Consider the following 19,781-nt stretch of genomic DNA (forward strand, 5'->3'; position numbering starts at 1 on the left):
CCAGAGCTCGAACTACCCAGAGCCGTGCTGCACGAAACGCGGATACTGTGGAACCCTGCATCGACAATAACCAGAAGTGCATCACAGCGCACCGACAACTTTCTCGTACAGGAAGGCACACTTACGGTGTTGGATCCCGAGAGAATTCGCCACGACACCCCTGCTGCAGAGACCTCAGTCTTCCTCGACAGTGCAGGGTCCTCGTTGCCTCCGACCCCCGTCGTCGAGACAGCCGTTGCGCATTTGCGTCGTGAAGCCGTCGTCGGGGGTTACCGCGCTGCCATCGAGCGCACGCACGATCTCGCCGCCGTCAAGACTTCGATCGCGACGTTGATCGGCGCGCGGACTTCGGATATTGCGTTGAGCGACAGTTCAACCCGCGCATGGAGCGACTTCTTCTATTCGATTCCACTGACCGCGGGTGATCGAATTCTGATGTGCGAAGTGGAGTACGCGAGCAACGCGATCGCAGCTCTGCAACGCGCTGCGGCGACGGGCGCGCGGGTCGAGATCGTGCCGAGTGATCCGACAGGGCAGATAGATCTCCTCGCGCTCGAAGCAATGCTCGACGAACGCGTCCGAATTGTCTCACTCGTGCACGCTCCGACCAACGGCGGTCTGATCAATCCGGCGCGCGCAGTGGCCGATCTGGCGCATCGATTCGGCGCACTCGTATTGCTCGACGCGTGTCAATCGATCGGTCAAATTCGCGTAGATGTCGCCGAGCTCGGAGTGGACGCTCTGAGCGCAACCGGACGAAAATGGCTACGCGGGCCCCGTGGAACCGGCTTCCTGTACTTGCGCCCGGAACTGTCCGCATCTCTGGAGCCGCCGGCCCTCGACCTACACAGCGCCCAGTGGATCGGTGAGTCCGAGTACCGACTGGCGCCTGACGTCACTCGATTCGAATTCTGGGAATGCGACGTCGCAGCTCGACTAGCGCTCGGTACCGCCGTCGACTACTTGCTCGACATCGGCATCGACAACGCAGAAGAAGCGATATCTCAGCGTGCCGAATACCTGCGCACTTCGCTACGGGGTGTCGATGGTGTGTCCGTGCACGATCTGGGCGACCGCAAGAGCGGCATCGTGTCCTTCACGGTCGAGGCGCTCGCACCGACCGCCGTCCGCGACCTCCTGGCGGCCAAGGGCGTCACGGTCACCGTGAGTCCCCGCAGCTCGACACTTGTCGACATGACGCGTCGGAAGCTCGACGCCGTCGTACGGGCGTCACCACACTATTTCGTCACATTCGCGCAGCTGGACGAGATGGTCGAGGTGCTCCGGGACCGGTGAGTTACCGATGCACTCGCAGTGTCGGTAGAGCCGTCGTGTAAAGTCTTCCGGGTTGTCTCGGCGAGGGTAGAACCTACACAGGAACTACCGTGATCGACGCGGCTCGGCCCCTGGCCTTGCTCGTACGTGTCAGCCCCGACGAGTCTTATCCGCCACAAGCGATACACCAGGAGCATTCACCACATGGCGCAAATTGTTAACAACCTCAAGGCGATCGTTCGCACCGAATTCGGTAAGGGTGCAGCCCGCCGCGCACGTCGCGACGGCCTTGTTCCTGCCGTTCTGTACGGACACGGAACCGACCCGCAGCACCTCGCACTCGATTCCCGCGCCTTCGCTGCCGTGCTCCGTAACCACGGCACCAACGCCGTGCTGACGCTCGACATCGACGGCGCAGAGCAGGTCGCACTCACCAAGTACATCGTCGTGCACCCGATCCGCCGCAGCATCGAGCACGCCGACCTCCTCGTCCTCAAGAAGGGTGAGCGAGTTTCCGTAGAGGTGAACGTCGTCGTCGAGGGCGACGCCGCTGCCGGCACCCTGGTCTACACCGACTCGACCGTCATCGAAATCGACGCCGACGCACTGTCGATCCCCGAGTCGATCACCGTCTCGGTCGAGGGCCTCGAGGCCGGATCGCAGATTCTCGCAGGCGCCGTCACGCTGCCTGAGAATGTCACTCTGGTGTCCGACGTCGAAATGCTGCTCGTCAATGTCGTCGAGGCTCCGTCCGAGGCGGACCTCGAGGCCGAAGGCGAAGGCACCGAGCCCATCTCCGAGACGGGCGAGGCCGAAACCGAAGAAGAAGCTGCAGACGAGAAGAGCTCGGAAGAGTCCGAGAGCTGATCTCGGCCCTGTACTGCCGACGCGCCGTTCCCCTGCACTGGGGAGCGGCGCGTCGTTGTTTGTCACGTAATGGAAGCATGGTCGCTGTGAATGTAGAGCCAGCCCTGATCGTCGGACTCGGGAACCCCGGACCGCAATACGAGGCGACGCGGCACAACGTGGGTTTTTTGGTCGCCGACGTGTTGGCCGCTCGAATCGGTGCAAAGTTTTCTTCTCACAAGAAGTCCAATTCCGAGGTGATTCAGGCCCGCCTGAGCGATCGACCAGTTGTGGTGGCCAAGCCGCGCACGTTCATGAACCTGTCGGGCCAACCGGTGGCCGCACTTGCGCGGTTCTTTTCCGTAGATCCGGGCAATATCGTGATCGTGCACGACGAACTGGACATCGAGTTCGGATCGATTCGCCTCAAGCTCGGCGGCGGCGAGGGCGGACACAACGGCCTGCGTTCGATTTCGCAGCAGCTGGGCACCAAGGACTATCTGCGCACACGCGTCGGGGTCGGCCGACCGCCAGGTCGAATGGATGCTGCCGCGTACGTCCTGAAGCCGTTCTCCGCAGCCGAACGCAAGGATCTCGGCGTGATCTGCGAGGAAGCTGCCGATGCGGCGGAACTGCTTCTGCGCGACGGGCTCGAAGCTGCGCAGAACCAAGTTCATCCGCGCTGAGCTTGCCGCGCTGAAGCTAACACCGTTTTTCCCAACCTGCGCGCCCTGCTCGCATCCGAGCAGGTGTGTGCGCTTTACAAAAAGGGTGCGCGCTACCCCAGTAACGCAGCCGAATTGGCCCGACGGAGCTTGCCCGAGGACGTCTTCGGGATCGACCCAGGTCCCAGGACAGCGACCGTGCGGGGCCGCACGCCTACCTCCGAGTGCACGGCGTGGACCACTTCACGCTCGATCCGCTTGACCTCCTCCGGATCCTGAAAATCGTTGGTTTCCACGGCAACTGCGAAACTTTCCCGCTTGTCACCGGAGTCGAGACGGATTGCGACGGCATTGCCCGGGCGTACTCCGCGCACCGACCCTGCAGCCCGCTCGATGTCGGTGGGATAGATGTTGCGGCCGCCCATGATGATGACGTCCTTGATACGTCCACACACCACGACGAGACCGTCCTCGGTGAAATAGCCGACGTCACCGGTATCGAGCCAGCCGTCCTCGTCCTGGGTTGCTACCGGGCCGTCGACGGTGATGTATCCGGGAGTCACCGCTTTACCGCGTACTTCGATGATGCCGACACCACGCGGTGTCAGTACCTGCCCTTCCTTGTCCACCACGCGCCCCTCGAGGTTCGGCACCATCTTGCCGAGCGTCGCCAGGGTCCGCACGTTGCCTTTGGTGGTTGGTACTGCCCGACCCATCGCCTCGAGAAGGTCTGCATCGACGACGTCGAGCACCTGTCCTTGGAGTGGATCCGGAATCGATACGGCCAGAGTCGTTTCCGCCATACCGTAGACAGGGGCAAGGGCCAGCGGGTCGAGTTGATACGGCCGCCCGGCCTCGGCGAGCGCGATCATCGTGTCCGGATCGACCGGCTCGGCGCCGTTCCAGGCGTAGCGCAAAGAACTCAGATCCAAATCGAAATCGTCATCGGCTTGTCGTAGCCGTCGAGCGAGCAGTGAGTAGGCGAAATTCGGTGCCGCCGTGACAGTTCCGCGGTACTTGTCGATCAGCTTGGCCCACAGCAGTGGCGACCGCAGGAAGTCGAGTGGGGTGATGCTGACGACCTCGGCACCGACCTGCATGGGTACGGTGAGGAACCCGACCATACCCATGTCGTGGAACAACGGCAGCCAGCTGACCATCACATCGCGGTCGACGTCGAACTCGATCCGATCGATCATGGCGTACGCGTTGACGAAAAAGTTTTCATGGGTGATCCGCACCGCTTTGGGTGACCCGGTGGACCCAGAGGTCAACTGTTGGAGCGCGATGTCGGACTCCGAGGTGTCGATCGGGTCGACGGGAGTGCCGCGACGCATGTCTTCGATCTTCAATACGGCGATACCGCGTTCCTCCAGAATCGGCGCGGCGACGTCGAATGGAGCGCCGAGAACGACGGCCTTGCAGTCGATCATCTTCACGACGGATTCGGTGTCCTGCCCCCACACGGCAAGGTCGGTCCTCGGCGTCGGCTGGTGCAGCATCGTGACCGAGCTGCCCCTCATCCACGTCGCCTGACAGGCAGGTGCGATATCCACCGGCTGCCCGGCGAGGACACCGATCGCGTCTCCGTGCCCGATGCCTGCCTCTGCCAGAGCGCCTGCCATAGCGCGTGCATCCTGGTGGATCTCACCCCAGGACTGACGGAGCGGCTGGTCAGGCTCGCCGGTCACGAGTCCGCGACGACTGGATTTTGCCGTCGCGAACATTTCTTCGGTGAACTTACTCAATGCCATCTCCTCGTCGAGCGAGCGTGGTCGCGGCAGGTGGTGTTCAGGTTATTCAATCCTCGCGCGGAGGTGAACCGTTACCGCTGATTCGTCCGAGTACCCTGGTACGAGCCCGATGCCGCACAACGTGAGATTGAGGTTCGTTTGAGTACGCCGCCCGATTCGGTAGACGCTCCGGTCGACAAGAGCAGTACCGCCACCGAGTCGACGGCGCAGCCGAAGAACCCGCACAAGGAACTCGTCCACGAAGTCCATCGCAGGCGCACGTTCGCCGTCATCTCCCACCCCGACGCCGGTAAGTCCACGCTGACCGAAGCGCTCGCACTGCACGCGCGAGTGATCTCGGAAGCGGGCGCCACCCATGGCAAAGCCGGTCGACGCGCCACGGTCTCGGACTGGATGGAGATGGAGAAGGCACGCGGCATCTCGGTGAGTTCGACCGCGCTGCAGTTCAACTACCAGCTCGACCCGAGCGTCGACGAGATCAACGTCATCAACCTCGTGGACACTCCCGGCCACGCCGACTTCTCCGAGGACACCTACCGGGTTCTGACCGCTGTCGATGCGGCAGTGATGCTCATCGATGCAGCCAAGGGTCTGGAACCACAGACGCTCAAGCTCTTTCAGGTCTGCCGCCAGTTCGGCATTCCGGTCATCACCGTCATCAACAAGTGGGACCGGCCGGGCCAGTCACCACTCGAACTCCTCGACGAGATCGAACAGCGCATCGGACTGACACCGACGCCGTTGTACTGGCCTGTCGGCATCGCAGGGGACTTCCGAGGTCTGCTCGACGTCAGGGCAGGCAATTACATCCGATTCACTCGCACCGCTGGTGGCGCAACGATCGCCCCCGAGGAATTGATGGATGCCGACGCTGCCGCTGCGCGTGAGGGCATCGAGTGGGACACGGCAGTGGAAGAGAGCGAACTCCTGGTTCTAAGCGGCCAGGGCCATGACCAGGAAATGTTCCTCGCCGGCCAGACGTCACCGGTCATTTTCGGTTCGGCGATGCTCAACTTCGGGGTTCGCCAGATCCTGGACACCCTGGTGGCGCTTGCGCCTCAGCCAGGACCGAGGGAAGACGTCAAGGGCACGGCGAGGGAAGTGACCGATCCGTTCAGCGCTGTGGTGTTCAAGGTGCAGGCTGGAATGGACACCGCGCACCGGGACCGGTTGGCGTTCATGCGCGTCGTGTCGGGCGTATTCGAGCGCGGCATGGTCGTAACGCACTCGCAGACCGGCAAGCCGTTCACCACCAAGTACGCCTTGACCGTGTTCGGCCGGGAGCGGACCACCGTCGAGCACGCGTATCCCGGCGACGTCGTGGGACTCGTCAACGCCACTGCGCTCGCGCCTGGGCACACGTTGTACACGGAGAAGAAGGTCGAGTACCCGCCGATTCCTTCGTTCGCGCCCGAGCACTTCGCACTATTGCGTGTGGACAGCGCCGACAAGTACAAGAAGTTCCGTCGCGGCGTGGAGCAGTTGGACTCCGAGGGCGTTGTTCAGGTGTTGCGCAACGATATTCGCGGTGACGCTTCGCCGGTTCTCGCAGCTGTCGGTCCTATGCAGTTCGAGGTGGTCATGGCCCGAATGAAAGCTGAGTTCGGTGTCGATGCTCGTCTGGAGCCCTTGGGTTATTCACTGGCTCGTCGGACCGACACCGAGTCTGCGGTCGAGTTGGGTCGCCAGCGCGGGGTGGAGGTCTTCACGCGAACGGATGGCGTGCTGCTCGCTCTCGTCAGCGACAAGTGGCGTCTGCAGTATCTCCAGAAGGAGATGCCCGAGCTGACGCTGGAACCCCTCGTCGCTGCGGGTGAGTGACCCGCAACGGGAAAATACTCGCAATCGGACCGGCTAAACAGTCATAGTGTTACGCTTCCGAAGTCCGAACGGGCTTCGGGTACGTTTCATTCTCGAGTGCAGAGCATTGCACGCCGAGACGTGGCATGACACAGGTTCTTCACGACGCGAGGTCTTCTATGACGCAGGGTTCCAGCTATCCGCAGGCGGGAATCAAGATCGGCCAAACACCGGCCCACCGGTTGAGTACGCCGACCCCGAAATTGGCCGCAGACATCTTGCCGCCTTGGGCTGAGTCGCCTGCATCGACCAATCCGAAGACCGCGACGCCCCCGGCGAAGGATCCCGTCGAGACGGCACCCACTACGCCCACAAAGCCTGCGATCAGGCAGGAAGTGGAGCATTCGGGCATGAAGCAGGAACCCGCAAGTGCCGCCCCCGAGCAGCCGTCCAAAGATTCGAACGAGGTTGAAGTGACTACTAGCGATCAGATCTCCGAGCACGGCCTGCCGACCAACGGCCGATCGAGCACTTACGCATCGAACGGCGCCGGCAGCGGCCCGTCGTCGAGCCCGGCGCGCGGCGCAGCCCCCGACCGCCGGACCGCTATGGGTGTTGCGTCGGTACGCATAGCGGGCCGACTCACTCAGAACGAGCTGGGCAGCCGCACCGGTGACATCCGTACGCCAGACACCTCGGTCGGCCCCGACGAGCTACTTCAGCTCCTCGGTGAGTACCTCACCTCCGGTGGGTTGCAGAACCCTGAGATCCATGTCCGGTCCAACGGACAGACCATCGTGCTCGATCTGCTCAACCCAGCCAAGGGCTACCGCTGATCTCTCACCACATGTGACGGAACCCTCTGGCTCGACCATGTCCAGCACCAGAGGGTTCCACCGCTTCCAGGGCTATTCGTGCTCTTCCAGCCGCGACGGCCGTGCATCTTCGGGAATGTCGGCGGGAGCACACGCCCGTTCTTCGGCTGTGAACCATCCTCGGTAGTGGAACAGCCGACCCAATATCGGGCTGGTGACGTCGATCTGAATGCGATGACGCTGCTCGCTCTCGTCCCACCACTCACGTCCGGTTGTCAGGGCAGACGCGAACGCAGGGACATGTAGCCCGCGTATCCGTGGAGCGCCGCTCTCGAGCAGGATTCCACCATCGGAGTCCGCGCTGCATCGAGTGTGTACCAGCATGTCCGAGCTATATCCCAGATAATCCAGCGCAAAATCGTGCCCCTGTGCCACTGCCGGTGTGACCATCACCGAGTTCATGCCCTGTGGCTTTCCGACGAAGGAAAATCGGCGCACGAACGACATCGTCTCCCGACCGAGATCGTCGGTGTACGCGTAGTTGGCGACGGTAAAGGGAATGTCGGTTCCTCGGCCCCCGGGGAACAAACCCCGACGTGCCCCGAGCGACAGAACGGGCCGCGGCACCAACGCCGAATGGGTCATCTCTTCCATGACGCCGACGCCGATCTGGCAGAGCCCGTCCGCCGCGGACAGCCCGAAGCGCCATTGGACCTTGGGATGGAGATCCTCGAACGAATCACCCATGGCTTTGCGCACCACGGACGTCACTGACTGGACTCCATCTTGGCTGTCAGCTGGAAGCTGGGTATTAAAAGTGTGGACACGATGTACTCGTAGGTCCTCTCGTATCCGGTGTGCGCGATCCGCCGAACCGTCCTGCTCTCGAAAGTACCTACTGCCGTCGTGCCCCGCCATCATGTGCAGGTCACTCCAGCTCGGCGGCCAGCTCCATCCAACGCTCCTCGGCGACGTCCTTGTCCGCCACCACCTGCTTGAGCTCGGTGTCCAATGCCACGAGCTTGCCCGGATCGGTGGCCACCTCCGCCAGTTCGGCGTGCAGCTCCGCTTCCCGCTTCGACAAACGAATGACGGACTTCTCCAGTTTGCTGAGCTCTTTACGAGCAGCCCTCTCGGATCCGGCATCACGCACAGCGGTCTTGACGACACCGCCGGTAGTCAGCGAATCCGGTGTGGCCTCAGCCGCCATCACCGCGCGCCGACGCAAGTACTCCTCGATGCCACCGGGAAGGTTGGTGAGCTTGCCATCACCGAACAGCGCCCACGTCGAGTCACAGATCCGCTCGATGAGGTACCGGTCGTGACTGATGACCACCATGGTCCCTGCCCAGCCGTCGAGCAGGTCCTCGAGCTGTTGCAGTGTGTCGATATCGAGATCGTTGGTGGGCTCGTCGAGCAACAGCACGTTGGGTTCCGCCATCAATACCCGTGTGAGCTGCAGGCGTCGACGCTCACCGCCGGACAGATCACCGACCGGAGTGCGCTGACGGGCCGGGGTGAACCCGAGGCGTTCGGCGAGCTGACCCGCCGATACCTCTTTGTCGCCCAAGGTAATTCGCTCAGCTACCTCTTTGACTGCGTCGAGAACTCGCAGCTTCTTGGGCAGATCGTCCAATTCCTGCTTGAGCCAACCGATCTTGACGGTCTGACCTTGAATACGCTTGCCGGCGGCGGGTTCCAACTCACCGGCAAGAGTGCGCAGGAGCGTGGTCTTACCGGAACCGTTCACCCCGACCAGACCCACTCGTTCACCCGGCGCCAGGCGCCAGGTGAAGTCGCGGACCAGTTCACGGCCGTCCGGAGTTTCGAGTCGCGCATCTTCCAGTTCGATGACGACCTTGCCGAGGCGACGCTGCGCGAACGACGCCAAGGCAACGGAGTCGCGCGGCGCAGGCACGTCGGCGATCAACGCTTCGGCGGCTTCGATCCGGTACTTGGGCTTCGAGGTCCTGGCCGGTGCGCCGCGACGCAACCACGCCAACTCCTTACGCGCAAGATTGCGTCGACGCTCCTCGGAAGCATCGGCCTGCCTGCTGCGCTCGGCACGGGCGAACACCCAGTCGTTGTATCCACCCTCGTAGGTTTCGACGCCGCCGCCGACGACCTCCCACGTCTGGTTCGCCACCGTATCGAGGAACCAACGATCGTGAGTGACGACGACGAGAGCGCTCCGACGCGACACCAGATGCGCGGCGAGCCACTGCACGCCTTCCACGTCGAGATGGTTGGTCGGCTCGTCGAGCACCAACAGGTCGAGATCCTGGACGAGCGCCGCCGCCAACGCGACTCTTCGGCGCTCACCGCCGGACAGGTTGTCGATGGACGCATCGAGCCCTGAGCTACCGATAGGACCGAGGTCGGCAATACCGATGCCGGTCAGGATGTTACGTACGCGCGAGTCGCCTGCCCACTCGTGCTCGGCCATGCCGAGTGGATCGAGAACGACCTGCCCGACGGTCGAACCCGGAGGCAGCACACCGCGCTGGGTGACGACGGCCATCCGCAGTCCACCGACCCGACTGACCCGCCCCGAGTCGGGCGGCTCGATGCCGGCGAGGACCTCGAGCGTGGTGGTCTTACCACCACCGTTGAGGCCGACCATGCCGATGCGTTCGCCCTCCTGCACACCGAGGGACACTCCGTCGAGCAGCGGTTTGACGCCGAAAGACTTGGAGACGTTTTCGAGATTGACGAGATTGACCATCAGGAGAAACCAATCGATTCACTAGTTACTACGCGAGCGCCGGGAACCGGGCCACTCGCGACACGTACGGTGCGGCAGACACCCGCACCGGATAGTTCAGCACTGACCGACACTGCTGTATCAGCGTCGGCACACAGAAAAGCGCACGTGGGACCCGACCCGGAGACGATCCCGGCCAGAGCGCCGGCGCTCACCCCTGCGCGCAAGGTCCGGCGTAATTGCGGAAGCAGCGATACAGCAGCAGCCTGCAGATCGTTACCTAGAAGCGGCGCAAGCGCATTCGCATCACCGGTCGCGAGCGCATGCATCAGTGCCTCGGGCTCACCGAGGCGCGGCGGGTTGCCCTTTGCGCGCAGCTCATCCAGCTCGGCGAACACGGCAGGGGTCTGCAGTCCGCCCTTGGCCAACGCGAGTACCCAATGGAATGTGTTGCGCGAGAGGATCGGAAGCAGCTTCTCCCCTCGGCCGGTCCCCATCGCAGTTCCGCCGTGCAAAACGAACGGGACATCGCTGCCGAGCTTGGCGGCCAGATCGGTCAACTCCGCTCGGGAAAGGTCCAGATCCCACATGGCGTTCAGCGCGACAAGCGTCGCCGCCGCGTCCGTGCTCCCACCTGCCATACCGCCTGCCACCGGGATGCCCTTGTCGATGGTGATTTCGACGCCCGGCTCACGTCCGACGGCGTCGGCCAGCAGGACAGCTGCCTTCCACACCAGATTGCGCTCGTCGGTCGGAACCGACCGCGCATCATCGCCGCGAACGGTCACGCGCAAGGCCCGAGCCGGCACCACCGAGACTTCGTCGGCCAACGACAGCGCCTGAAAGACCGTGGTGAGCTCGTGATAGCCGTCCTCGCGCAGGTCACCGACCGAGAGGTGCAAATTCACCTTGGACGGAGCCCTGACGACTACGGGGCTGGGGACGACTGAGAGCACGAGGGTCAACAGTAGTGGAGAAATCGAGGGACCCCACATTCGTGTGGCCGTCCTAACTCCCGGATCATCCCGACTGCGGACAGCATCGGTCCGCAATTACTGCCATCATCAGGGTATGCGGGAAACCTCGGCACGACTTCTGAAGTTGCTGTCCCTGCTCCAGACCCGACGTGACTGGGCGGGGGCCGATCTCGCGGACCGACTGAACGTCACCCCGCGCACGGTGCGACGCGACGTCGACAAGCTCCGAGAGATCGGATACCCGGTCCACGCCACCGCAGGCGTAGGCGGCGGCTATCAGCTGGGTGCGGGCGCCGAAATGCCGCCCCTGCTGCTCGACGACGACGAAGCACTCGCAGTGGCATTCGGACTCCAATCCGCGGCAGGCGGCTCGGTAGCGGGCATCGGGGAGGCGTCCTTGCGCGCCCTGACCAAGTTGCGCCAAGTGATGCCGTCGCGCATTCGGCACCGACTCGACGCACTGCGCATCGACGTCGTAGACCGTCCGGCCGCACGATCCGCCGTCGACGCTGCTGTGCTGTCGGCGGTTGCGGGCGTGTGCCATGGCCACGAACGACTGCGATTCGACTACCGCAGCCACGACGGAACCGAGACCCGACGCGAGGTGGAGCCGTACAGCCTGGTGCGTGCGGGCTCCCGGTGGTACCTGCTCGGATGGGACCTGTTTCGACAGGACTGGCGATCGTTCCGCGTCGACCGGCTCCAACCGAAGATCCCGACGGGTCCGCGCTTCATCCCGCGGGAATTGCCCGACGGCGGGGCTGCGGCATTCGTTGCGCGGGGAATCGACCGTGCACTCGCTCAGGTGCAGGCACGGATACGGCTGCACGCGCCGATCGAGACGATCGCACCGATGGTCGACGCGGAATGGGGCACTCTCGAGTCCGAAAGCGACAAGACCTGCATCGTCGCGTTGGCCGGAGATTCACTGCCCTCGATCGCTCGATGGCTGTCCGTCTTCGACACGGACTTCACGGTCCTCGATCCGCCGCAACTCGCCGACGAATGCCGAGTGCTCGCGGAGCGCCACATAGTGCTCAGCCGCCGGTACCGAGCGGGTGCTGACGGAGTGTGACCTGCCGGGGCGCACTGAAGCCCACTTCTCGGGCGCTTGAATGAACCACAGAAGTTATCTGATCGTATGAGTGGACCATCGAAGCGATACGGACCGAACCGAACCCGACAGGTCAGGCTTCGGTTGCTGCCAACCGCACGTAGGCAGCGGCGTCGAGGGTTTCCCCGCGAGCAGATGGGTCGATCCCGGCCTCTCGTAACCGGCGCTCCGCGATGACGGGCGAGCCGGCCCAACCGCTGAGTGCTGCACGCAGGGTTTTGCGACGTTGCGCGAATGCGGCATCGATGACGGCGAACACCGCACGTCGATGGGCGTCATCCATCGACCACGGTGGCTCTGCGTACCGATCGAGCCGTACCAGCCCGGACTCCACTTTCGGCACCGGCCAGAACACCGAACGCCCGACGGATCCTGCGCGCTTGACGGTTCCGAAGAATCCCGCCTTGACGCTGGGGATGCCGTAGATCTTGTTGCCTGGGTCTGCGGCGAGTCGATCCGCTACTTCCGCCTGGACCATCACCAAAGCAGTGCGGAGCGACGGCAGTTCCGAAAACAGGTGCAGTAGAACCGGAACCGCAACGTTGTAGGGAAGATTCGCGACGAGGGCAACCGGCTCCCCCGGGATGTCGGCGGCCTTGATTCGTAGTGCGTCGTACTCGACGACGGTGAGACGGTCGGCCAGCGACGGCGCTCGCTCGGCCACTGTCTGCGGCAACCGTGAAGCCAGCTTCGGATCGATCTCGACGGCAATGACGGCGTCTGCGACATCGAGAAGCGCCAGCGTCAGCGAGCCGAGGCCGGGTCCGACTTCGAGGACGGTGTCGCTGCCACAGATGTCGGCTGCGGCCGCGATGCGTCGCACCGTGTTGGCGTCGTGCACGAAGTTCTGGCCGAGCTGCTTGGTCGGACGCACGTCCAACTCGGCGGCGAGAGATCGCACCTCCGCGGGCCCTAGCAGCGCCGCGGGTTCCCGCACATGTTCTTGCACTGTGAAAACTCTACGCACCTGTCATCGGTAGCCGAGGCGGGAGGTGCATGCCGGCCACGCTCCCCATCCCTGAGACTTTTGCGTCACCGAGGCGATGGCGATCTGCTCCTCGCGGCTCGCAAGGTCCGCGCGGGGCGCGTACTTGAGGCCGCCTTGGCGCTCCCAGGTGTTCTGGTCGAACTGCACTCCACCGAAGAATCCGTTGCCGGTGTTGATGGCCCAGTTGCCGGTTGCCTCGCATTGTGCGAGCGCGTCCCAGGTGCTGCCGTTTTCGACGGGCGGGACCTCGGTGCCCGGCTTTGCACCGATTCGAACTACTTTCGGTTGCGCCGGAACCTTGACGGTCTCGGTTACCTTTTCGCGGCCGACTTCCTTGCCGTTGACGGTGTTGACCGCCCAGGTGATGTCGGAGATGCCGGGTGCGCCGGGATTCTCGACGACGGTGCGGCTCATGTTCATCGTCGGGTCCTCGATGCGCTGCTCGGGTGGCGCTACATCGGCGGTTTCGGACTTGGTCTCGGTTCGATCTCGGGTCACGGTGATCGACGCGCCCTCGGTGACAATCTCGTCGGGTGCGGGGACCACTGTGTCGGCTTCTTGGAGTGGCGCGCCTGCCTGCTCGAGGAGTTCCCGGACGGTAGGTGCGGCCATCGTCACCGGTGCGGCCGGAGCAGCTCCGTCGACGAGCGAGACCTGTTTCGGTAGAGCGATTTCCAGCGACGTGCCTTCCAGTGGCAGTCGCTCACCGCGCGAAGCGGAAACGTGCACGTCCTGTGCCAGATCCATCTGTGAAAGGGCTTCGTCGACCGTCAACGCCGTGGTCCAGACGGCTCGGGGTTGGCCATCCACCGTCACGCTCAGTTCTCGAGCGCGCCGGAGGACGACCGTCTCGCCGTCGGATAGCGACGAATCGCCGGAGGGCACTACGAGATCCTTGTCGCTCGGTTCGTATCCTGCCGCACCCAACGCACCGTTGACGTCGGACGTCATCGTGCTGAGCGTGATCATCTCGCCATCGACGTCGATTGTCACGGTTTTGTGACGAGCGACGGCGGTGACGCCCCCGACGATCAATGTCGCCAGCAGCGCGGCGACCACCAGATAGAAGGTCAAAGACCTGGTGGAGTTAAGGCGGGCAATACTAGACACAAGCGATTCCTGGATTCTGGAGCGTTACCTTCTGTTCGAAACGCCCGGCGGTCGGTCACGGTACGGTAACGAACTGATGGATATCTTGCAACCCAAGCAGGCAACCGGTTGTAAGCGAAGCCGCGTCGTGTCTTTCCTTACCGGCCCGACGGGAGTGAGTACACCCGTTCCGCATTGGCAGTGACGTGGGCGGCAAGCTCACCTGGATCCTGGCCCCGGATCTCCGCGAGCGCCCGAGCGGTGTACGGCAGGCAGTAGGACTCGTTCGGAGCCCCGCGGTACGGATGAGGTGTCAGAAAGGGAGCGTCGGTTTCCACCAGCAACTGCGCATCCGGGATCAGTGCGGCCGCTTCCCGCAGAGCGTGAGCGTTCTTGAAGCTGACGGTCCCGGACAGGCTCAGCACGTACCCCGCGTCGATGCAGGACCTCGCCATTTCCGGCCCCGAGGAGAAGCAATGGAAGATCACGGTCTCGGGGGCACCTTCGGATTTCAGGACGGCCAGCAGATCGTCGTCGGCCTCGCGATTGTGAATCATCAGCGGCTTGTGCAGCCGCTTTGCCAGATCGACGTGCCAGCGAAATCCTTCGTGCTGTTCCTCGACCGTCGCGCACCCGTCGAGTTTGCCGGGCCAGTAGTAGTCCAGGCCCGTCTCCCCAACCGCGACTACCCGAGGATCGGCGGAAAGCTGCTCGATTTCGGTGCGGGTCGTTTCGTCGAGCACGTTGGCTCGCGTCGGATGAATCGCCGTGGCCGCCCACACTCGCCGATCCCAGTGCGCAGCGTCGACAGCGAAGCGTGCCGCAGCGAGATCGTCGGCAACGGTCACCACGCGAGAAACACCTACCGACTCGGCCCGGTCGAGGATGACAGTGACACTGGCCGCATCGACGGCACCGCATGCGTCCAGGTGGGTATGCGCGTCGACGAGGTGGCCGAGCGGCTCGGGCAATGGTGGTGCAGGACGGTCTTTGCTCACGCCGATAGAGTAGGCGAACCATGACTGCGCCAGCTGATGCCTCACGGCCCTCCTTCTACGTCACAACTGCCATTGCGTACCCGAACGGCGTTCCGCACATCGGACACGCCTACGAGTACATCGCGACGGATGTGATCGCCCGATTCAAGCGACTCGACGGTTTCGACGTCATGTTTCTGACCGGAACCGACGAACACGGCTTGAAGATGCAGCAGACGGCCGTCAAAGAAGGCATCGACGTCGTCGATCTCGCTGCACGCAACTCCGATGCCTTCGAGGAGCTCGACAAGGCTCTCGGCATTTCCCACGACCGGTTCATCCGCACCACCGACGAAGACCACCACGCCGCCAGCAAAGAGCTGTGGAGGCGCATGGAGGCCAACGGCGACATCTACCTCGACGCATTCTCCGGTTGGTACTCCGTTCGCGACGAAGCCTTCTACACCGCGGCCGAGACCACTGTCGCCGACGACGGCACCCGGGTCGCCACCGAAACGAACACTCCGGTCGAGTGGACCGAGGAAGCGTCGTACTTCTTCCGTCTGTCGGCATATCAGGACAAGCTTCTCGCCCTCTACGACGCGCAGCCGGACTTCATCGCTCCGGTCTCGCGACGCAACGAGATCGTCAACTTCGTCAAGGGCGGACTGCGAGATCTGTCGATTTCTCGGACGACGTTCGACTGGGGCATCCAGGTACCGAACGATCCCGAGCACGTGATGTACGTGTGGGTCGACGCCTTGACCAACTACATCACCGGCGTCGGCTACCCGGACACCGAGTCGGCGAAGTACCAGAAGTATTGGCCCGCAGACCTTCACATCATCGGCAAGGACATCACGCGTTTCCATACCGTGTTCTGGCCTGCGTTCCTGATGTCAGCCGGTGTCGAACTGCCCAAGAGGGTCTTCGTCCACGGTTTCTTGAACAACAAGGGCGAGAAGATGTCCAAGTCGGTCGGCAACGTCGTCGACCCCTTCGCATTGGTCGAAGAGTTCGGACTCGATTCACTCCGTTTCTTCCTGTTGCGCGAGGTCTCCTTCGGTCAGGACGGGAGTTACAGCGCCGAGGCGATCGTGACGCGGATGAACGCAGATCTGTCGAACGAACTCGGCAACCTGGCGCAACGTTCGCTGACGATGGTCGCCAAGAACTGTGATGCCGTAGTACCCACGCCGGGCGAATTCACCGCCGAGGACACTGCGATGCTGGCACGCGCAGACGAACTGCTCGAGATCTGCCGACGCGAATTCGACGTGCAGGCACTGCATTCGGCCGTCGAGGCGATCTGGTCGGTTCTCGGCGAGACCAACCGCTACTTCTCGCAGCAGGAGCCGTGGGTGCTGCGCAAGACGGACCCGGCGCGCATGGCAACCGTGCTCTACGTGACGATGGAGGTACTGCGCATCGTCGGCATTCTGGTGCAGCCGATCATGCCCGACTCGGCCGCCCGCATCCTCGAACTACTCGGCAGTCCAGCGCACGAGTTCGCCGACATCGGCACCCGAATCGTCGCAGGTACGCCTCTGCCCGCTCCATCACCGGTCTTCCCGAAGTACGAGGTCAAGTAGCGCAGGATCGGCATTGGTGTCGGTGTCGGTGTTGTGCGGCCGCACCCCGCATCGCTTGAATGGACCACTCATACGATCAGATAACTTGACGGGTCCATTCAAGCGACGGTAAACGGGCGACGGTAAGCGGGCGACGGTAAGCGGGCGACGGTGAACAGGCGACGGTGAGCGGACTGAGTGGAGTCCCGAGCCGGCACACCGACCCCCGCCCACCTACTGCGCCTTTTCCAACTCCTCCAGGGAGTTCTCCAGATGCGTCAGCATCCGCTGCAGATGCGGGACGCTGCGCCTGCAGCAGATGAGCCCGAAGTTCAGGGAATCGCCGTTGCTGGCGACGGTGATGTTCAATGCCATGCCGTCGCAGACGATCGAAGCCGGGTAGATACCGTCGAGTTTGGCTCCGTTCCAATACAATTCCTCGGAGGTGCCCGGCACATTCGAGATGATGACGTTGAACGGCGGGGGCGTGTAGTTGACGAAGCCGGGTACCGGCCCGAACAACAACGGCGCCATGGTCACTGCGCCGATTGCGAGTGATTCGAGTGTATTGAGTTCGCGCATCATCTTCTTGCCCTTGGCGGTGGAGTCCGTGATCGCGTCGAGCCGGGCAAGTGGGTCGGATTCGTGGGTGCCGAGATTGCACAGAATCACCGAGACCGAGTTACCGGGCCCTTTGTCCTCCCCGGGTTTACGTAGGGATACCGGAACCATTGCGATCAGGGGTGATTCAGGTAGTGCTTCCTGGTCGATGAGGTAGGACCGCAGCGCACCGGAGCACATTGCGAGCACGATGTCGTTGAGCGTTACCCCTCTGGCTTTGGCCACCTTCGTCATTCGCTCGATGGACCAGCTTTCGGCCGCGAAACGTCGAGCACCGCCGATCGGCACGTTGAACATCGTGCGGGGCGCGCGCAGAGGTAGTTGTGCGCCTTCGTTTCGCATGGCGCGCAAGCCGATTCGGGTTGCCGCGGGCAGAAAGTCCACGAGATCGGCGGCGATTGTGCGCCCTAGGGTCAACCCGCCGGTGATTCGTTCGAGTGCGGACGGTGTTCCACGCGTCTTCTTCTCGCGGAACAGCGACGGATCCCATGTTGCGACACCGTTTCTGTCCTCGGGATCGGTACTGAGAGCGTTGAGCGTCAACTTCAGGGCAGAGACACCGTCGACGAGGGAGTGATGCACCTTGGTATACAGCGCGATGCGGTCGTCGGCGAGACCTTCGATGATGTGTACTTCCCACATCGGCCGGTATCGGTCGAGCGGAGCGCTGTGATTGAGCGACAGGAACTGGAACAGCTCTCTGATTCGCCCGGGAGAGGGCAGAACTGACCTCCTGACGTGGTATCCGAAGTCGATGTCGGGCTCACGTGACCACGCAAGGCTGCCCATGACGTTGACGGGGCGACCGGGGCGCTTTCGGAACAACTCGTGGACTTCACCCGTCGTCAACTTGTCGTGGACCTCTTGCGCGAATTCGTGCGGATCACCAGGTGGCACGAACAATTGAAGGCTTCCGACGTGCATCGGATGCTCCCGCGATTCAGCGATCAAGAACATGGATTCAGTAACGGGCATGAGCGCCATGTGGATCACCTTTGAGCCTAGTTTCGATCACGGTGTGACATCGAACACGACCTTACGTTCGAGCGATATATGTCACACGCTAAGGTCCGTTAGTAGGAGTTCCAAACAAATGCCGAATCGAGGCGAGCACGATGAACACAGCGCTTACCGCACTGCGGCAGCCACAGTCGACGCCGAACCGCGCACCCCGCAGGCATGATCTGCCTGGTGGCAGTCTGCGCTCGCGAGCACTTTCCACGGGCTTGCAGTTCTCGATTCGACCCTTTTTGTCCCTGTGGGCCAAGGCGCCACTTCTTCCGTGGCCGATGGGACTCGTCGACTACGCAGGCATGCTGATGCCTGCAGTGAAGGGCGCGCAGTGCAACCGGATCATGCTGGCCGATTGCTACGCCGAATGGATCCGTGCCGAAGGAGTCCGGAACGACAATGTGGTGCTATATCTGCACGGAGGAGCCTTCATCTGCTGCGGCCTCAATACCCACCGCAGGCTGACTTCGCGGGTCTCGCAGTACGCCGACGCGCCCGTGCTCTCGGTCGACTACCGGATGATGCCCCGTAATCCGATCGCTCATGCAGTCGAGGACGGCATCGACGGTTACCGCTTCCTTCTCGATTCGGGATACCGCCCGGATCAGATCTTCATCGCCGGCGACTCCGCCGGTGGCTACCTGGCCTTCATGGTCACATTGGCGTTGCAGACGTTGGATCTGCCGATGCCTGCCGGCATTTTCACGATGTCACCGTTGACGGACATGGACCCGACGAACAAGCTCAACCACGAGAACGCGTCGAAATGCGCTATTTTCCCGCCCGAGGCAGTGCCTCCACTGACGGTGCTGGCAGACAGGGTCGACGCCCGGATCGTCGTCGAAGGAGAACAGGGGCCGAGGGTTTCACCCGTCGACGCAGACCTGCGCGGGCTACCGCCGGTGCTGATCCAAGCTGGGTCCACCGAGATGATCCTTGCCGACGCCGAGTTGATGACCGAGCGACTGGGCGCTGCGGGCGTCGATTGCGAACTCCAAGTGTGGGCGGATCAGGTGCACGTGTTCCAGGTGGCAGATTTCCTGCCGGAAGCACACCGCGCGCTCCAGCGGATCGGTGACTTCGTGCGCTCGCATGGCTCGATTCCGGTCGCGGACCGCTCCGCCTGAGTTACCTTGTCCCCATGGCAGTCACAGCGAACAAAAACGTCGATATCGAGGCCGATCCCGGAGCGGTACTCGAGGTTCTCGCAGATGTGGAAGGGCTTCCGTCGTGGTCGCCGGTCCACAAAACGGTCGAGATAATCGACCGTTTCGACGACGGCCGCCCCCATCACGTCAAGATGGCGGTATCGATTCTAGGAATCAACGACGAACAGGTCGTGGAGTACACCTGGACCGGTACGACTGTCAGCTGGGATCTGGTGGAGGGGTCGCAGCAGAAGTCGCAGCACGGCGAGTACACGTTGACGCCGACAGCCAAGGGCACTCATGTGGCATTCGAGCTGACAATCGACCCGAAGATTCCGATTCCAGGTTTTCTCATTAGGAAGGGCACCAAGACCATCCTCGAAGCAGCGACCGAGGGGCTGCGTCAGCAGGTCGTCGGCTGATCGC

At 62.9% G+C, this 19,781-nt stretch carries 17 protein-coding genes; 9 read left to right on the forward strand and 8 right to left on the reverse strand.

Going from position 1 to position 19,781, the window contains the following annotated elements:
* Nucleotides 1-126: 126 nt before the first annotated feature.
* The 3 genes from O1W68_RS00680 (at nt 127) to pth (ending at nt 2,807) form a co-directional block, all read left to right on the forward strand.
* Nucleotides 127-1,296, forward strand: coding sequence for an aminotransferase class V-fold PLP-dependent enzyme (locus tag O1W68_RS00680; RefSeq protein ID WP_269301745.1), 1,170 nt, complete (start codon nt 127-129; stop codon nt 1,294-1,296).
* A gap of 183 nt (nt 1,297-1,479) precedes the next feature.
* A complete protein-coding gene (locus O1W68_RS00685; RefSeq protein WP_269300986.1) occupies nt 1,480-2,142 on the forward strand; it encodes a 50S ribosomal protein L25/general stress protein Ctc in 663 nt (220 codons plus the stop codon).
* Nucleotides 2,143-2,228: 86 nt separating this feature from the next.
* Nucleotides 2,229-2,807 carry an aminoacyl-tRNA hydrolase gene (pth, locus tag O1W68_RS00690; protein WP_269300987.1) on the forward strand — a complete coding sequence of 193 codons (579 nt, stop codon included), beginning with the start codon at nt 2,229-2,231 and terminating at the stop codon, nt 2,805-2,807.
* Nucleotides 2,808-2,899: 92 nt separating this feature from the next.
* Here pth and O1W68_RS00695 read toward each other — a convergent pair whose 3' ends face one another.
* A complete protein-coding gene (locus O1W68_RS00695; RefSeq protein WP_269300988.1) occupies nt 2,900-4,534 on the reverse strand; it encodes a fatty acyl-AMP ligase in 1,635 nt (544 codons plus the stop codon).
* 144 nt (nt 4,535-4,678) lie between these two features.
* Here O1W68_RS00695 and O1W68_RS00700 point away from each other — a divergent pair, with 144 nt between their 5' ends.
* Together O1W68_RS00700 and O1W68_RS00705 are read left to right on the forward strand one after the other, a co-directional pair.
* Entirely contained in the window at nt 4,679-6,361 is a 1,683-nt protein-coding gene (locus O1W68_RS00700; protein WP_269300989.1) for a peptide chain release factor 3, read from the forward strand.
* A 158-nt stretch (nt 6,362-6,519) separates the two neighbouring features.
* On the forward strand, nt 6,520-7,176 hold the full coding sequence (locus tag O1W68_RS00705; RefSeq protein ID WP_269300990.1) for a hypothetical protein: 657 nt from the start codon (nt 6,520-6,522) through the stop codon (nt 7,174-7,176).
* A 72-nt stretch (nt 7,177-7,248) separates the two neighbouring features.
* Here the strand turns inward: O1W68_RS00705 and O1W68_RS00710 are convergent, their stop codons facing one another.
* From O1W68_RS00710 to O1W68_RS00720, 3 genes are all read right to left on the reverse strand, one after another.
* Nucleotides 7,249-7,926, reverse strand: coding sequence for a DUF4166 domain-containing protein (locus O1W68_RS00710; RefSeq protein ID WP_269300991.1), 678 nt, complete (start codon nt 7,924-7,926; stop codon nt 7,249-7,251).
* A gap of 157 nt (nt 7,927-8,083) precedes the next feature.
* Complete coding sequence (locus O1W68_RS00715) at nt 8,084-9,880, reverse strand: ABC-F family ATP-binding cassette domain-containing protein (protein WP_269300992.1); 1,797 nt, start codon at nt 9,878-9,880, stop codon at nt 8,084-8,086.
* A complete protein-coding gene (locus tag O1W68_RS00720) occupies nt 9,880-10,815 on the reverse strand; it encodes a 4-(cytidine 5'-diphospho)-2-C-methyl-D-erythritol kinase (protein WP_269300993.1) in 936 nt (311 codons plus the stop codon). The genes O1W68_RS00715 and O1W68_RS00720 overlap by 1 nt, the downstream gene beginning before the upstream one ends.
* 115 nt (nt 10,816-10,930) lie before the next feature.
* Here O1W68_RS00720 and O1W68_RS00725 point away from each other — a divergent pair, with 115 nt between their 5' ends.
* Nucleotides 10,931-11,911 (forward strand): helix-turn-helix transcriptional regulator, encoded by a 981-nt coding sequence (locus O1W68_RS00725; RefSeq protein ID WP_269300994.1) that lies wholly within the window; start codon nt 10,931-10,933, stop codon nt 11,909-11,911.
* Between the two features lie 112 nt (nt 11,912-12,023).
* Here the strand turns inward: O1W68_RS00725 and rsmA are convergent, their stop codons facing one another.
* The 3 genes from rsmA to O1W68_RS00740 all read right to left on the reverse strand — a co-directional run bounded on the left by rsmA (nt 12,024) and on the right by O1W68_RS00740 (nt 15,025).
* The gene (rsmA, locus tag O1W68_RS00730; protein ID WP_269300995.1) at nt 12,024-12,899 is read right to left on the reverse strand and encodes a 16S rRNA (adenine(1518)-N(6)/adenine(1519)-N(6))-dimethyltransferase RsmA; all 876 of its coding nucleotides are present in this window, start codon (nt 12,897-12,899) and stop codon (nt 12,024-12,026) included.
* A gap of 21 nt (nt 12,900-12,920) precedes the next feature.
* The gene (locus tag O1W68_RS00735; protein ID WP_269300996.1) at nt 12,921-14,048 is read right to left on the reverse strand and encodes a resuscitation-promoting factor; all 1,128 of its coding nucleotides are present in this window, start codon (nt 14,046-14,048) and stop codon (nt 12,921-12,923) included.
* Nucleotides 14,049-14,185: 137 nt separating this feature from the next.
* Nucleotides 14,186-15,025, reverse strand: a complete 840-nt coding sequence (locus O1W68_RS00740; protein ID WP_269300997.1) for a TatD family hydrolase — start codon at nt 15,023-15,025, stop codon at nt 14,186-14,188.
* 20 nt (nt 15,026-15,045) lie between these two features.
* Here O1W68_RS00740 and metG point away from each other — a divergent pair, with 20 nt between their 5' ends.
* On the forward strand, nt 15,046-16,596 hold the full coding sequence (gene metG, locus O1W68_RS00745; RefSeq protein ID WP_269300998.1) for a methionine--tRNA ligase: 1,551 nt from the start codon (nt 15,046-15,048) through the stop codon (nt 16,594-16,596).
* Nucleotides 16,597-16,809: 213 nt separating this feature from the next.
* On the opposite strand, the gene O1W68_RS00750 is transcribed toward metG, so the two are convergent.
* On the reverse strand, nt 16,810-18,180 hold the full coding sequence (locus O1W68_RS00750; RefSeq protein WP_269300999.1) for a WS/DGAT/MGAT family O-acyltransferase: 1,371 nt from the start codon (nt 18,178-18,180) through the stop codon (nt 16,810-16,812).
* Nucleotides 18,181-18,311: 131 nt separating this feature from the next.
* On the opposite strand from O1W68_RS00750, the gene O1W68_RS00755 reads away from it, so the two are divergent.
* Complete coding sequence (locus tag O1W68_RS00755; RefSeq protein ID WP_269301001.1) at nt 18,312-19,334, forward strand: alpha/beta hydrolase; 1,023 nt, start codon at nt 18,312-18,314, stop codon at nt 19,332-19,334.
* 14 nt (nt 19,335-19,348) lie between these two features.
* Nucleotides 19,349-19,777, forward strand: coding sequence for an SRPBCC family protein (locus tag O1W68_RS00760; protein ID WP_269301002.1), 429 nt, complete (start codon nt 19,349-19,351; stop codon nt 19,775-19,777).
* Nucleotides 19,778-19,781: the final 4 nt, after the last annotated feature.

Origin of the sequence: Rhodococcus sp. H36-A4 (genome assembly GCF_027158005.1) — a bacterium.
In the GTDB taxonomy this organism is placed as follows: Bacteria; Actinomycetota; Actinomycetes; order Mycobacteriales; family Mycobacteriaceae; genus Rhodococcoides.